We start from the raw sequence: 14,644 nt of genomic DNA, 5'->3' as shown, positions 1-14,644 counted from the left end.
GGAAAGGGATTGAAAGTGTGCGCGCTCATTCTCGCCTGCGGCCTGGCCATCGGCTGCGCCGCGCAAAAAAGCGGCAAGGCCGCTGAACAGGCGCGCGTGGAGCGTTTCCGTCATTCCTACGAAGCCAGCCTCAATGAAGAACAGGAACTGGCGGGCCAGAAGCTGCTCCAGCACGCCCGCTCGGCCATCGGCACGCCCTATGTGCTCGGCGGCTCCAATCCGGGCGGCTTTGACTGCTCGGGCTTCGTCCACTGGGCCTACAGGAATGTGGGCGTCAAGCTGCCGCGCACGGCGCGCGAGCAGTCCGTGGTGGGCGAGGGCATCCGCAATATCGAAGACATGCGCGCGGGCGACATCGTGGCCTTCCGCCACCCCAAGCGCGGCTATCATACCGGCATTTATGTGGGCGACGGCAAGTTCATCCACAGCCCCCGCAAGCGCACCCGCGTGCGCATCAATTCCCTCTCCGACCCCTATTTCAGCAAGACCCTGCTCGGCGCGCGCCGCGTCTCCATCGGCAGCGGCGAAAATCTCGTGGCCCAGGCCGAAAGCCGCCTCGCCGTTTATGCCGACGCGAGAGAGGCCCGCAAGGGCGCCAAGGCTGCCACCGTGGCTTCGGCGTCCGCCAAGGGCAGCAAGGCCGCCAAAGCGGGCAAGTCCGTCAAGACGGCCAAGTCCAAGGTGTCGAAGTCCGCGGCCAAGTCCGCGAAATCCGGCAAGTCCGTGAAGTCCGCCAAAAAGTCGGGCAAGGGCGGCGCCGTGGCCTCCGCGCAGAAGCCCGCCTCCGGCAAGAGCGCGCTCAAGAGCCGTGTCCAGGCCAGCAAGGCTCCCGTCAAGGCCGCAACCAAGCCGGCCGCGGCCAAGTCCACGGCTTCCCGCAAGAGCGGCCACAAGACCGTCTCTTCGCTCAGCGGCAAGAGCAGCCGGAACCGTTCCTGAGTTTGCGCGGCCGGAATTTCCTCCCCCGGGGAGCAGCGAAAAAACGCGGCCTGGCCGCGTTTTTTCGTATCCACATCGAAACTATTGCCCGGACTTCTAAAAGGCCAGCAGCATGAGCGACAGAGGATCGACAGGAGAGCCCGGCCCTCCTGAAGCGCGGCCCGTGGTTGGGCGCCTCGCGCCAAGCCCCACGGGGCTGCTCCACCTTGGCAACGCCTGGGCCTTCCTGCTGGCGTGGCTCTCGGCGCGCAGCAAGGGGGGCCGCGTCCTGCTGCGCATGGAGGACCTGGACCCGCAGCGCTCGCGCCCGGCCTTTGCCGCCGCCATCGTGGACGACCTCCATTGGCTCGGGCTGGACTGGGACGCCGGGCCGGAAGAGGAAGATGCCGCGCCCGCGCTCGGGCCCATGGCGCAGAGCCGGCGCGGGCACATCTATGCCGGGGCCATCGCGAAGCTGGAGGCCGCCGGCCTCACCTATCCCTGTTTTTGCAGCCGCAAGGAGCTGCGCCAGCTCGCCTCCGCGCCCCATGCCGGCGAGGAGGGGCCGGCCGCGCCCGACCCGTGCCGCAGCCTCACGCAGCCGGAGCGGCAGCGCCTCATTGCGGCCGGGAGGCACGCGGCCCTGCGCCTGCGCAGTCCTGACGAGTCCGTGCGCTTCTGCGATATGCTCCAGGGGCCGCAAGCGTTCAGCCCCGAGGCCTTTGGCGGTGATTTCGCCCTGCGCCGCTCCGACGGCGTGGTGGCCTACCAGCTGGCCGTGGCCGTGGACGACGGCCTCATGGGCGTGACCGAAGTGGTGCGCGGGCGCGACCTCTTGCCCTCCACGCCGCGCCAGCTGCTCGTCATGCGCTTTTTGGGGCTCAGGCCGCCCAGATACACACATATCCCGCTCCTGCTGGATAGCGGGGGCGAGCGGCTTGCCAAGCGTCACGCCAGCCTGTCGCTTGCCGCGCTTAGGGCTGCCGGCGTGAGGCCGGAAGTGGTCGTCGGCTATCTCGGACGCCTTGCGGGCATCAATCCCGGGGGCGTCCCAGTGCATCCGCGTGAGCTCGTGGGCCGCTTCACCCCCACCGCCTTGCCGCGCGAGGATTTGCGGGTTATGGAGGAAGACATGGCGCGCCTCATGAGCCCGAACGACGGCTGAGCCGTCCGCGCCCTGCCCGCAACCGCCATCACCCCAAGGAGCCCCCATGCCGGAACTGGACCAGCCTTTTCTGGATGAGATCTTTCCCGCCGCCCGCACGGACGCTTTTTTTGACGCGCTCTTCGGCGGCGCCGAGGAAGGCGCCTATGACATCCGCCTTGTCCCGCTCGGCGTGACCGACACGGAGGCCCGCCTCGCCTTCGAGCTTCGCCAGCGCCCGGGCAAGTGCCTGAAATGCAGCCTCACCTATGGCCTGCCGCAGGTGTTCAAGCGCCATCCCGTTCTCGATGTGGCCGGCGTGGCCCGCGCCGTGGCCGAACGCCTCGGCTGGCAGGGCGAACCCGTCTGGGAGCTGGGCCCCACGGAGGAAGTGGACGCCGAGACCCATGTCATCCCCTTCAAGCTGGTGCGGAAGTAAAAGGCTTTGTTATACTTTTGAGTGGGTGGTCGTCTGTGCTGCATCTGTAATGCCGAAATTATCCGTCAAAAACAGCCTTGCTCCAGCCGTTGCGACGCAGGAAGCTACGGATGGAGACAGCAATTAGTTAGCGCGCCAGCCAATCAACGAAACCGCTGTCGCTATCCGTAAGGCTCGCGGACTCGCCAACGGCTAGCGCGCCAGCACCGAAAAATCTTATTTTTTAGGATTCTTCCGGCACCATCGCTGCTGTCGATGCCCGTAGGGCTCGCGTTGCTCGCCAACGGGCACGGCGCTGCGCGCCGCCATCCGGTCGCAGCACCCGTCTTCCGCTTCGCTCCAGACGGATTTAAGGAAGATCCGTCAACTACACGCTATAACATAACCAAGTAAAAACGGCAGAATACCCAAAAAGGCGCCCGCATGGGCGCCTTTACATTGTCCGCCGGCGGACGTGATGAATGTGGGGTGCGCCGGAGAACCCGGCCTAAAAATCCAGCTTGAACTGCATGCCGAGGCCCAAGGCCGAGTCCGGCTGGCTTGAGCCCGCGCTTTCGGCGCCGTGCTGCTCATCTTTAAGGATGAGCTCGGGCCCGACCCGGATGCTGAGGTCTTCCGTGGGCTCCACATCCGCGAAGGCGCGCAGCACATGGTGCCTGTCGCGCACCAGCACCTCGTCCGGGCGCATGGCTTCGCGCATGGGCGTCACATTCCAGGTGGTGGTCGAGTTTTTCATGCTCATGCCCAGGGAACCCTTGGGCTTCGCGTGCTGGCCCTTGGCCGCTTCCGCCGCTTCGGCGTCCGCCATGGCCTGGGCCGCGGCGAGCGCGCGGTCGATGCCGCTTTCCGTATCCATGGCGCCATGCCCCGGGGCGCTCTTTTTGGCGGCGCTTTTTTGCGAAGCGCCCTTGGCCGCCCCCGACGTGCCGGCAGCCGCACTCTTGCTGCCCTTTGCCGCCGCCTTTCCGCTCTGGGCCTTGGCGCCCGTGCCGGTGAGCGCCCTCTGCTTCAGGCTCTGCGCCGGCACGCCGCGCCGCCAGATGGCCGCCTTCCTGTCTTCGGACTGCCCGAAAGCCCAGGACTGGCCGTGCAGCGCCTTGCCCTTCTGCGCCGGCTGGTGAGCGGCCGTGGCCGCCAGCGCCTCTGGAGCATACGCGCACAACGCCCCGAGCAGGAGCAGCGGGAGCAGGAGCCCGCGCAAAACACCCGGGCGCCCGCAAGACAAGAAAACCCGGCCTTGGCCGGGTTTCCTCATATTCATGGCCGCGCGCCCGCGCCGCTTCGGGAGGCCGGCAGGCCCACGGCTTTTTCTTCTTCCAGCAATGCTTCCGTATCCACGATGGGGAAGGAGGGCGTGGCGCCCGTATCCGACCAGCCGCCCCCAAGGGCCATGCACACGCTGACCACGGCGTTGAGCCTGTCGCGCAGGGCCGAGGCCAGCTGGAGCTCGGCGGCGAAGAGCTGGCGCTCGGCATCGAGCACGGTGAGGTAATCGGTATAGCCGTTGTCGTACTGGAGGCGGGCGATCTCCGTGGCGCGCCGCAGGCTCTCCACCTCGATCTGCATGCTGCGCACGATGGCCCCGGCCTCGCGTTGCGCCGTGAGCGAGGTGCGGATGTCCTCGAAGGCCGTCTGCACGGTCTTGCGGTAGGCGGCCTCGGCCGCGCGCTTCTGGGCCTCGGCGTCCTTGAGGTTGTACCAGTTGTTGCCGAAATCCAGAATTGGGATGGAGCCGCTGGCCCCGTAGCTCCACGTGCCGGCGGGGTTGGTGAACAGGTTCGCCACCGCTGCGCTCAGGGTGCCGATGGCGCCCGTGAGCGAGATGGACGGGAAGAACTGGGCGCGGGCCACGCCGATATTGGCGTTGTAGGCCATGATCAGGTATTCCGCCGCGCGGATGTCGGGCCGGCGCATAAGCAATTCTGAGGGGAGCCCTGAAGGCAGCACCGGCGGCGCGGGCAGGCTCCCGATGTCATGGCCGCGGGGCATGGCGCGGTTGATGATGTCACGCGGCGAGCGGCCAATGAGCACGGCCAGCGCCGCCTCGGCCTGGTCCACGGCCACGGTGCTGGTATGCACCTGCGCGCGGGCGATCTCCACCTCGGCGCGGGCGCGCTGCCAGTCGAGCTCGGTGATGTCCCCCTGCTCGTAGCGGCTCGTGTAGATGCCGAAGGATTCCTCGCGGCTCTTGAGCGTGCGCCTGGCCGTCTCAAGCTGCATGTCGAGCGCGAGCAGCGCGAAATAGCCCTGGGCCGTCTGCGCCGCCACGGAGAGGCGCAGGGCCTCGTGGCCGATGACGCTGTTCATGAGCACGTCGCTCAGCATGGTGCGCCGGTTGCGCGCCTTGCCCCAGAGGTCGAGCTCCCAGCCGGCGGAAAGCGCGCCCTGGTACTGCGTGGTCGAGCGCGACATGCCGCTCACCGCAAAGGGCACCGTGTTGGGCGCCTTTTCCGAAGCGCTCTGGGCCGTGGCCGCGCCCGTGCCGCTCACCTGCGGGAAGAGGGCCGCCGTGGCCACGCCCACCTGGGCGGCGGCCGAGTCGATGCGCGCCAGCGACTGGGCGAGATCCTGATTATAGGTCAGCGCGTCGTCAATGAGGGCCGTGAGCACGGGATCATTGAACCGCGTCCACCAGTCCGTGTCCAGCGGGGCGGAGCCCAGATCCACCGAGCGCCATTCCTTGGGCAGGTCCTGCACCGGCCTTTCATAGCGCGGCGCAAAGGAGCAGGCGGCGAGGGCGCAGGCGAGGCATGCGCAAAGGATGCCCGCGGCAAGGCGTTTCAGGGCATGGCCCCCTGTGCGCGGCGTAGATGCGCTGAAACTCATAGGTCGTCCACCTCCCCGTCCAGGCTGCCCTTGCCGGCATTGGGGTCTGTCTTGCCGCGCAGCTTGAGCGAGATCTGCATGATGAGCTTGAAGAAATACGGCAGGAACACAGTGGCGATGCAGGTGGCGCCCAGCATGCCGCCGATGACCGCCGTGCCGATGGAGTGGCGGCTGTTGGCGCCCGCGCCCGTGCTGATGGCCAGCGGCACCACGCCGAGGATGAAGGCGAGCGAGGTCATGACGATGGGCCGGAAGCGCAGGCGCGCGGCCTGCATGGCGGCAACGTCGAGGCTGCGGCCGTCGTGCCAGGCGTCCACGGCGAATTCCACGATGAGGATGGCGTTCTTGGCGGCGAGGCCGATGATGGTCACGAGCGCCACCTGGAAGTACACGTCATTCTCCAGCCCGCGGAAATAGGTCGCCACCAGGGCGCCGAACACGCCGAAGGGCACGGCCGTGAGCACCGAGAGCGGCAGCGACCACGATTCGTACTGCGCGGCCAGGATGAGGAAGACCATGACGAGCGCCAGCACGAAGATCATGGTGGTGTCCGAGCTCGCGAGCTTTTCCTGCAGGGCCGAGCCCACCCAGCCGAGCGAATAGTCGTTGGGGAGCGTCCTGGCGACGGCCTCCATGGCGGCCAGCGCCTGACCCGAGGAATAGCCGTCCGCCGGGTTGCCCATGACATGCGCCGCCGGGAAGACGTTGTAGCGCTCCACCACCTGCGGGGCGGTGCGCCGCTCCAGCGTCATGAGGGCCGTGAGCGGGATCATCTCGCCCTTGTTGTTGGGCACATAGACGTCGGAGAGGTCCTCGGGGAGCTGGCGGAACTGCGACTCGGACTGGAGGCGCACCTGAAAGGTACGGCCCATGTAGTTGAAGTCGTTGACGTACATGCCGCCAAACGTGGCGCTCATGGTGGTGAACACGTCGCTGATGTTCACGCCCATGTCCTTGCAGCGGTCGCGGTCAAGGTTGGCGTAGAGCTGCGGCGAGCCCGTGGAAAAGAGGTTCTGCACGCTGCCGATGGCCGGGTACTTGGGCGTCCCGTCGGCGTTCCTGCTCAGGGCCTCGGCCACGAAGGCGTTGGCCTGCTTCTCGAGGTCGTTGAGCGTGCCGTCGCCGCGCATCTGGATATAGCCCTCGAAGCCGCCGGTGGTGCTCATGCCGCTGATGGGCGGCGGCAAGAAGCCCAGCACCACCGCCTCGGGCTGCATCATGGTCACGGCCTTCATCCTGTCGGAGATGGCACCGGCCGATTCCGACTTTTTCTTGCGCTTGCTCCACGGCTCCAGCGTGGTGAAGAAGGTGGAATAGTTGCTCTTCACCGAGACCGTGGTGATGTCGATGCCGTTGATGTTGGCGAGATGGCGCACGCCCGGGATCTTGAGGCCGTAATCGTTGATCACGTCGCCCACGGTCTCGGTGCGCTTGAGCGAGGCGCCGTCGTCGAGGATGGCCATGCCGAGGGTGTAGCCCTGGTCCTCGTTGGGCACGAGGCCGCCGGGCACCACCCTGAAGAGCCAGATGATGCAGACGAACATGAGGGCCGTCAGGATGAGCGCCGTGACGCCGTGGTCCTTCAGGTAGCGCACGCCGCGCAAATAGGCGTGGGTGATGCGCCCGAAGGTGTAGTCGAACCAGACGAAGGCCTTGGGCGGCTTGTAGTCGGCCGCGTGCGGCTTGAGCAGAAGCGCGCAGAGCGACGGCGTGAGCGTGAGCGCCACGATGCCCGAGAGCGTCACCGAGACCGCGATGGTGATGGCGAACTGCTTGTACATCTGGCCCGCGAGGCCGCCCATGAAGGCCACGGGGATGAACACCGAGCAGAGCACGAGCACGATGGCGATGACCGGGGCGGTGATCTCGTTCATGCTCTTGGCCGTGGCTTCCTTGGGCGGCAAGTGCTCGGTGCTCATGATGCGCTCCACGTTTTCGAGCACCACGATGGCGTCGTCCACCACGAGGCCGATGGCGAGCACCATGGCGAAGAGCGTGAGCGTGTTGATGGAAAAGCCGAGCGCGTAGAGGCCGGCGAAGGTGCCGATGATGGACACGGGCACCGCGATGCAGGGGATGAGCGTGGCCCGCCAGTTCTGGAGGAAGACGAAGACCACGATGAACACGAGGATCATGGCCTCGATGAGGGTGCTGATGACCTCGTGGATGGATTCCATGACGAAGTCATTGGTATCCACCACGAGCTGGAATTCCATGCCGTCGGGCATGGTCTGGGCGATCTCGGCGAGGCGCGCGGACACGCGGTCGCCGGTGGCGATGGCGTTGGCGCCCGGGAGCAGGTAGACGCCGCCCATGCAGGCGGGCATGCCGTCGAAGCGCGAGGACACGCTGTAGTCGAGGCCGCCGAGCTTGATGTCCGCCACGTCCTTCAAGCGCAGCATGGCGCTGTCCGGCCCGGTGCGGACGATGATCTCGCCGAACTGCTCGGGCGTCACGAGGCGCCCCAGGGTGTCGATCTGCCAGGTGAGCTGGGTATCTTGAGGGGCGGGCATTTCGCCGAGGCGCCCGGGCGCGAACTGGGAATTCTGCTCCTGGATGGCGGCCGCCACCTCCTGCGTGGAGATGCCGTACTTGGCGAGCTTGTCCGGCTGGAGCCAGATGCGCATGGAGTAGTTGCGGTTGCCGAACACCGAGCAGTCGCCCACGCCGGCCACGCGCTTGAGCTCGTCCACCACGTTGATCTGCATCCAGTTGTGCAGATAGACCTCGTCATAGCGGCCGTCGGGCGAGAAGAACGAGAAGAACATGAGCGCGGCGGGCGAGCGCTTGACAACGGTGACGCCCTGGCGGCGCACCTCCTCGGGCAGGGTCGTCTGCGCGAGGTTGACCTTGTTGTTGACGTTGACGAGCGCCATGTCCGGGTCGGTATCCAGCGAAAAATACACGTTGATGGTGCCGGAGCCCGAGCCCGAGGCCGCCGTGGACGTCATGTAGAGCATGTTTTCCACGCCGTTGATGTTCACTTCCAGCGGCGCGAGCACCGTGGAGGCGATGGTCGCCGCCGAGGCGCCCGGATAGCTCGCGCTCACGTTGACCGTGGGCGGCACGAGGTCGGGATACTGCGCGATGGGCAGCGCCGTCATGGCGAGCAGGCCCACCAGCGTGATGACGATGGAAATGACCGAAGAAAGGATGGGACGGCGGAGAAAGAGATTCGGTTTGGCTGATACTGCCATTGCGCGTACCTATGTCCGGCGGGCGTGAGCGTTCGCCGGTTATTTCTGACCCTGTTCCTGGCCTTCGGGCTGCTTCGCCTGCTGTTGGGCGTGGAGCACTTCCTCGGCGGGCATCACGCGCACCTTGGCGCCGGGCCTGGCCTTCACCTGGCCCTCGCTGATGATGCGGTCGCCCGCCTGGAGGCCCGAATCGATGAGGTAACGGTCGCCCACGGTGACGCCGATGGTCACCGGGCGCGCCTGGACCACGTCGTCCTTATCCAGCGCCATGACCGTGGCGCCCTTCTGGGTGATCATGACGCACTTCTGCGGCACGAGGATGGCGTTCTTCAGCACGTCGCCCGACATGTAGATGCGCACATACTGGCCGGGCATGATGGAGCGGTCGGCATTGGTGAACACCGCGCGCGCCTGGATGACGCCCGTGGTGGGCTGCACCTGGCTGTCGATGAAGGTGACTTCGCCCTCGCCGTCATACATGCGCCCGTCGAGGAGGCGCAGCTTCGCCGTATAGTGGCCGTCGGGCGGGAATTCCAGCTTGCCCGCCGCGGCGAGCTGCTGGCGCAGCATCCGCTCCGGCGCGGCGATGGAAAAGTCGATATACATGGGGTCGGTCTGGTTGACGTAGGTCAAGAGCGAATTGTTGCTGACCAGGTTGCCCGGGGTATAGTTCTCCTTGCTGCTGTAGCCGGAGACCGGGGCCGTCACCTGGCAGTAGTCGAGATTGATCTGCGCCTGCCGAAGTTCCGCCTTGGCGGTCTCGTAGGCGGCGCGGGCGGCGTCGCGCTCCTTCTGGGAGACGGCGTTCTTCTGGTAGAGCGGGCGCACGCGCTGCCACTCGCGCTCGGCATTGATGTACTGCGCCTGAGCCTGCTGCATCCGCGCCTCATACTGGTCGCGCTCGAGCTGGAAGAGCAGCTGCCCCTCCTTCACATAGTCGCCCTCGTCATAGAGGCGCTTCTCGATGATGGCCTCCACGCGCGAGCGCACCTCGACAGCGCGCGAGCCCGAGGCCTGCGCCTGGTATTCGGCGGGCCAGAGCGCGTCCGCCACCGTGACCTCATACACGGCCACTGGCATCAGCGGGACCTGGCCGGCCTTTTGGGAATCCTCGCAGGCCGCGAGGGCGAATGAAAGCATGAGCACCAGGCCGGGAAGAAAGGCGGCTTTGGCAGGGAGGGTTCGGGTCATGAGTCACTCCGAAAAAAAACGCGCTGGCGCGTTGAAAGGCATGGAGGGCGCCCGGGCCGCCGCGGGGTCGGCGCCGGCACCTGGCGACGGGGCGAACCCCCGTTACTAACCACATCAAGGGCGAAAAGGCAAGAAAAGGCGCGCCGCAAGGGGCAGAAAGCTGCTTCTGGAAATCATGAATGATTCCAACAGGATAAATTACCGTATTCCGATACGGCAACCATGCGGAATATTTGGAGAAAAAATTTTAAGTCCGTGCGGGGACGAGGCCAGGGGGGACGGGGCCCGTGCGCGGGGGGCGAGGCGCCGGCGGCTCAGGCCGGCGTGTCCGGCGCAAGGCGCGCCCGCACCTGCCGGGCCTGGCGGCTCGCCATCTGGAGGAAGGCCACCCACCAGATGGTCGTCTTGAGCAGTTGCACGCGCTCGAACTTGTGGCGCTCGTCCTCGGCGCGCAGGGAGGTGATCTCGAGGCTCTTTTCCGTGCCGCTCTCGTCAAAAAAGACCACGCGCAGGCCCGCGCGCTGCATGTTGCGGATGGCGTCGGTGGAAAAGAGCGAGATGGTCCTGTCGGCGATCTCCGTGGCGCGGAGCGAAGTGGTGGGCTGTTCCGAGCCCGAGGCGATGGCGACGGGCTGGCTGTTGACGAGCAGTTCCACGCGGGCGAGGTTGGCGAGGTTGATGCGGCTTCGGATGATGACCTTGCTCTGGCGCAGCATGCGGTAATAAAAGACGCCGAGCTCCTCCGAGGCGCCGATGATGACCGTGGTCTGCGTGTCGGGCGTGAAGACGCCGAGGCTCGCGGTCATGCCGGAATCGTCGGCGATCCTGCTCTTCTCCACGGCCACGGCCTGCACGATGCGCGCGGCCTTGCGCTTGGACTCCATGAGCAGGAAAATCAGGAAGATGACGCATATGGCGCCGAGCGCGTACTCCATCCGCACCTCGCAGGGCCGGGGAAGTTGCGGGCGTGCGCCCCTTCCGGCCCATTCCTTAATCACTAAACCGGCCGGGGCGCCGCGTCAATCCTCAAGGCGGAAGCGCTGCCGGCTGCCGGCCCGCGCGGCCAGCAGTTCCGCCAGCACGGGCACCGCCGAGGCCACCGGGCCCCCCATGTCGGCGAGGTCGCCGAGGCCCAGCGGGCAGCGCACGGCCGCGAGCTCGGCGTCGGGCACGCCAGCCGCCCTGAGCGCGGCCCACACGCGCTCGCGCTCGGCGCGCGTGGCCCACAGGCCCACAAAGAAGGCGTGGCTCGCCAGCACGTCTTCCAGCGCGGCCACGGCCATGGCTTCGTCCTTGGGGAAGATGCAGATGGAGTGCCTGCGCCCCACGGCGCAACGCTCAACCGCGCTCTCGCCCGGCAAAAGACGGATATGGCGGCGCAGGCCCGGGATGTCCGCCGGGGCGCCGTCTGCCGGGGCTCCGGCCTCCGCTTCCGCCGGGAGCGGCGCATCGGGCGCCACGTCCGCGTCCCGCACGGCCATGTCCACCGCGAAGCCGCATTCCGCGGCCAACCGGGCGAGCGCACGGGCCTCCGGGCCGTCGCCCAGAAGGAGCAGGACGGGCATGTCCGTATCCGGTGCCGGGGCCGCGTCCCCATCGGGCGTGAGCGAGAGCGGGGCGGCGTCGAGCAGGGGCTTGCGGTCAGCGGAGGCCATGCTCGCCCTCCCCGTCCCCTGACGGCGCGCCGCCGTCCTCGTTCCCCTCCCCGGCGGGACGCACATAGCCGCAGCCCTTGACCGGGCAGAGCACCTTGACGCCGTCGCGGCGCTTTTTCTCCACAAGGTAGCTTGATCCGCAGCGCGGGCAGGGGCCGGGCACCGGCCTGTCCCAGAGGGCGAAATCGCACTGGGGATACTGGTCGCAGGAATAAAAGACCTTGCCGCGCCGCGTGCTCTTTTCCACCAGGGTGCCCTTGCCGCACTTGGGGCACGCCACGCCCGTGGAGAAGGGCGCGGCGTGGTCGCACTCGGGGTAGCCAGTGCAGGCGATGAAGCGGCTCCCGGTGCGCGAGGTCTTGATGACGAGGTCGCGGCCGCAGCGCGGGCACTGGCCCACCTTTTCATACTGCGGCTTTTCCGGCGTCACGGCCTCCACCTTGCCGTCCACGTTGCGCGCGAAATTGCTGGTGTAGCGGCACTCGGGGTAACCCGTGCAGGCGAGGAAGGCTCCGGCCTTGCCGAACTTGATGACCAGCGGCTTGCCGCATTCAGGGCACGGCACGTCCGTGGGGAGCCCCCCCTTGACGCTGCGCATGTTCTTCGCCGCCGCGTCCAGCGTGGGGTTGAAGTCCGCGGCGAAGGCGCGCAACAGGTCCACCCAGTCCACGCCGCCCTCGGCCACCTTGTCGAGCCCTTCCTCCATATGCGCGGTGAAGCCCACGTCCATGAGCTTGCCGAAATGCTCCACCAGTTGCTTGCAGACCACGCGGCCCAAGTCCGTGGGGACGAAGCGGCGCGCCTCGAGGCGCACATAATCCCTGTCCTGCAGGGTGGAGATGATGGCCGCATAGGTGGAGGGCCGGCCGATGCCCCGGTCTTCCAATTCCTTGACGAGGGTGGCCTCGCTGTAGCGCGCCGGGGGCTGCGTGAATTTCTGCTCCTTTTCCAGCTTTTCGAGACGGAGCGCCTGGCCCTTGGCGAGCGGCGGCAGGAGCGCCGCGCCCTCCTCCTTGCCGCGCGGCCAGGCCGCGAGATAGCCGGGGAAGAGCAGGCGCTCGCCCTTGGCCTGCCAGTGCGTATGGCCGCAGGCCACGGTGGCCGTGGTGTCGTGGAAGCGCGCCGAGGCCATCTGCGAGGCCACGAAGCGCGACCAGATGAGGCTATAGAGGTTGTATTGCTCGGGCGGCAGCTCGCCGCGCACCATCTCGGGCGTGAGGCTCACGTCCACGGGCCGGATGGCCTCGTGCGCGTCCTGCGCGCCCCCCTTGGCCCGGTAAATGCGGGCGCGGGGCGGCAGGTAGTCCTTGCCGAAGGTGGCGGTGATGAATTCCTTGGCCGCGGCCCGGGCCTCGTCGGCGATGCGCGTGGAGTCCGTGCGCATGTAGGTGATGAGCGCGGTGAGGCCGCGATCGCCCAGTTCCACGCCTTCATAGAGGCGCTGGGCGATGCTCATGGTGCGCTTGGCGCCGTAGGAAAGGCGCTGGTTGGCCGCCTGCTGGAGGGTGGAGGTGATGAAGGGCGGCTGGGGCGCGCGCTCCCGCTCCTTTTCCTCCACCTTTTCCACCACGAAGGGCTTGCCCTTGATGGAGGCCGTAAGCGCCTCGGCCTCGGCGGCGTTGCGCACTTGCGCCTTCTTGCCGGAAATTTTCGTGAGCTCCGCGCGGAAGAGCGGCGGCTCGTCCGCGGCCAGCAACGCGTGGAAGGGCCAATATTCCTCGGGCACGAAGGCCTCGCGCTCGGCCTCGCGCTCCACGATGAGGCGCAGGGCCACGGACTGCACCCGGCCCGCCGAAATGCCGCGCTTGATGGTCTTCCAAAGCAGGGGCGAGATCTTGTAGCCCACGAGGCGGTCGAGCACGCGGCGGGCCTGCTGGGCGTCCACGAGCTGGGAGTTGAGCTCGCGCGGGTGCGCCAGGGCCTCGCGCACGGCGCGCTCGGTGATCTCGTTGAACTGGATGCGCTTGATGTCCTTGGCCTTGTCGCGGATGAGCTCGGCCACGTGCCAGGCGATGGCCTCGCCCTCGCGGTCGGGGTCGGGCGCGAGATAGACCGTGTCCGCCTTGGCGGCGGCGGCGCGCAGGGCGCTGACCACGTCCTTCTTCTTGTCGATGATCTCGTATTGCGGCGCGAAATCGTGGGCCTCGTCCACGCCGAGCGAACTGGCCGGCAAGTCGCGCACATGCCCGACGCTCGCCTGCACCGTATAGCTCGGCCCGAGGAATTTCTTGATGGTCTTCACCTTGGCGGGAGACTCCACGATGATCAGTTGCCTGGCCATGCTGCTGCCCTTTGCGGTTGCGGTTTCCTCATCACTCGCAGGGGCAAGATACGTCAAACGCCCGCCGCGTCAAGTGCGCGGGCCGGAAATGCGGGCAGGTGGACAGCGGGGCCGTTTCCGGGCTATGGAGGGAGTGGCGCGACCGGCCCCGGCCTCTCGCGCGGCCGCCTTGCGGGGCGGCCCTCCCGTATCGCGGCGTCCGCGCCGGCGACGGCCCCCTTGAACGGAGACTGCCATGCACGCGCGACTGCCCCTCCTCTGCCTCATCCTGCTCACGGTCATCCTCTCCTGCTCCTGCATCCGCCAGCGCGAGGCCGAAAGCGCGGAGATCCGCGTGCTGCGCTCGGGCGAGCTCACGCCCGTGGAAAACGACGACGTGCCCGACAAGATGTATGTGGACGTGCGCGACATGACCGGCCGCGCCCTGCGCCTGCCCGCCAGCGCCGGCCGCAATCTCGAGCGCACGCGCGTCACCCTTGTGGAAAACCCGAGCGAGGCGGGCTATATCCTGCAGGTCTCCCTGCTCGACGAAGGCACGGTGAGCCCGGAGGCGCTGGAAGAGATCGTGAACGCGGGCTACGGCGCGCCGGCGCGCTTTTCGGGCCGCGGGGCGCACGGGCTGCTCGCCGACGTGCTGCTCGTGCAGCGCAAGGTGCCGAGCCACGCCCGGCCGAGCCGCGCCAGGCTCAAGAACATCACGAGCCGCAACGCCGTGGGCTCGAGCCAGATGCGCCTCGGGCTGCTCGTGCCCCACGAGGAGCCGAGGCACAATGCGCTGCCCTCCTCCTTCGCGCGCACCCTCGCGCACGAGCTCGACGAGGCCCTGGGGCGTCCCTGACCGGCCGGGGGCCGCGCCCGTCGGCATTTTGGCGCAGGCGCGAAAAGCCCTTCGCCGCCGCCCGCAAGAGCGCGCCGCTGCCCTGTTTTCACGCTTGGCATCTTCCTTGCTTATTCCTCGGCGCATGGCAGGCCCTGCGCCGCCAGGAGGAGAAA

The 14,644-nt window shown here is 67.5% G+C and carries 11 protein-coding genes; 4 read left to right on the top strand and 7 right to left on the bottom strand.

Features of this window, described 5'->3' with window-relative positions; genetic code table 11:
- Nucleotides 1-15: 15 nt before the first annotated feature.
- The 3 genes from G7Y54_RS00215 to G7Y54_RS00205 all read left to right on the top strand — a co-directional run bounded on the left by G7Y54_RS00215 (nt 16) and on the right by G7Y54_RS00205 (nt 2,501).
- The gene (locus tag G7Y54_RS00215) at nt 16-939 is read left to right on the top strand and encodes an NlpC/P60 family protein (RefSeq protein WP_241159310.1); all 924 of its coding nucleotides are present in this window, start codon (nt 16-18) and stop codon (nt 937-939) included.
- A 112-nt stretch (nt 940-1,051) separates the two neighbouring features.
- Nucleotides 1,052-2,083, top strand: a complete 1,032-nt coding sequence (gluQRS, locus tag G7Y54_RS00210; RefSeq protein WP_165075125.1) for a tRNA glutamyl-Q(34) synthetase GluQRS — start codon at nt 1,052-1,054, stop codon at nt 2,081-2,083.
- A gap of 46 nt (nt 2,084-2,129) precedes the next feature.
- The gene (locus tag G7Y54_RS00205) at nt 2,130-2,501 is read left to right on the top strand and encodes a hypothetical protein (RefSeq protein WP_165075122.1); all 372 of its coding nucleotides are present in this window, start codon (nt 2,130-2,132) and stop codon (nt 2,499-2,501) included.
- A 487-nt stretch (nt 2,502-2,988) separates the two neighbouring features.
- Here the strand turns inward: G7Y54_RS00205 and G7Y54_RS00200 are convergent, their stop codons facing one another.
- From G7Y54_RS00200 to topA, 7 genes are all read right to left on the bottom strand, one after another.
- Entirely contained in the window at nt 2,989-3,762 is a 774-nt protein-coding gene (locus tag G7Y54_RS00200; protein ID WP_165075119.1) for a hypothetical protein, read from the bottom strand.
- Complete coding sequence (locus tag G7Y54_RS00195) at nt 3,759-5,327, bottom strand: efflux transporter outer membrane subunit (RefSeq protein WP_165075115.1); 1,569 nt, start codon at nt 5,325-5,327, stop codon at nt 3,759-3,761. The genes G7Y54_RS00200 and G7Y54_RS00195 overlap by 4 nt, the downstream gene beginning before the upstream one ends.
- Nucleotides 5,324-8,524 carry a multidrug efflux RND transporter permease subunit gene (locus G7Y54_RS00190; RefSeq protein WP_165075112.1) on the bottom strand — a complete coding sequence of 1,067 codons (3,201 nt, stop codon included), beginning with the start codon at nt 8,522-8,524 and terminating at the stop codon, nt 5,324-5,326. Before G7Y54_RS00190 ends, G7Y54_RS00195 begins: the two co-directional genes overlap by 4 nt.
- 39 nt (nt 8,525-8,563) lie before the next feature.
- On the bottom strand, nt 8,564-9,715 hold the full coding sequence (locus G7Y54_RS00185) for an efflux RND transporter periplasmic adaptor subunit (protein ID WP_165075109.1): 1,152 nt from the start codon (nt 9,713-9,715) through the stop codon (nt 8,564-8,566).
- Nucleotides 9,716-10,029: 314 nt separating this feature from the next.
- Nucleotides 10,030-10,650 carry a thioredoxin gene (locus G7Y54_RS00180; RefSeq protein ID WP_165075106.1) on the bottom strand — a complete coding sequence of 207 codons (621 nt, stop codon included), beginning with the start codon at nt 10,648-10,650 and terminating at the stop codon, nt 10,030-10,032.
- Between the two features lie 84 nt (nt 10,651-10,734).
- Nucleotides 10,735-11,370, bottom strand: a complete 636-nt coding sequence (locus tag G7Y54_RS00175; RefSeq protein WP_165075103.1) for an XdhC family protein — start codon at nt 11,368-11,370, stop codon at nt 10,735-10,737.
- On the bottom strand, nt 11,357-13,651 hold the full coding sequence (gene topA, locus G7Y54_RS00170) for a type I DNA topoisomerase (protein ID WP_165075100.1): 2,295 nt from the start codon (nt 13,649-13,651) through the stop codon (nt 11,357-11,359). Before topA ends, G7Y54_RS00175 begins: the two co-directional genes overlap by 14 nt.
- A gap of 235 nt (nt 13,652-13,886) precedes the next feature.
- Between topA and traT the strand changes: the two genes are divergently transcribed.
- Entirely contained in the window at nt 13,887-14,489 is a 603-nt protein-coding gene (gene traT, locus G7Y54_RS00165; protein WP_165075097.1) for a complement resistance protein TraT, read from the top strand.
- Nucleotides 14,490-14,644 lie beyond the last annotated feature (155 nt).

Origin of the sequence: Desulfovibrio sp. ZJ746 (assembly GCF_011039155.1) — a bacterium.
Taxonomy (GTDB): domain Bacteria; phylum Desulfobacterota; class Desulfovibrionia; order Desulfovibrionales; family Desulfovibrionaceae; genus Desulfovibrio.
The sequence above is the reverse complement of the archived record's forward strand: the minus strand, read 5'-3'. Positions and strand labels throughout refer to the sequence as shown.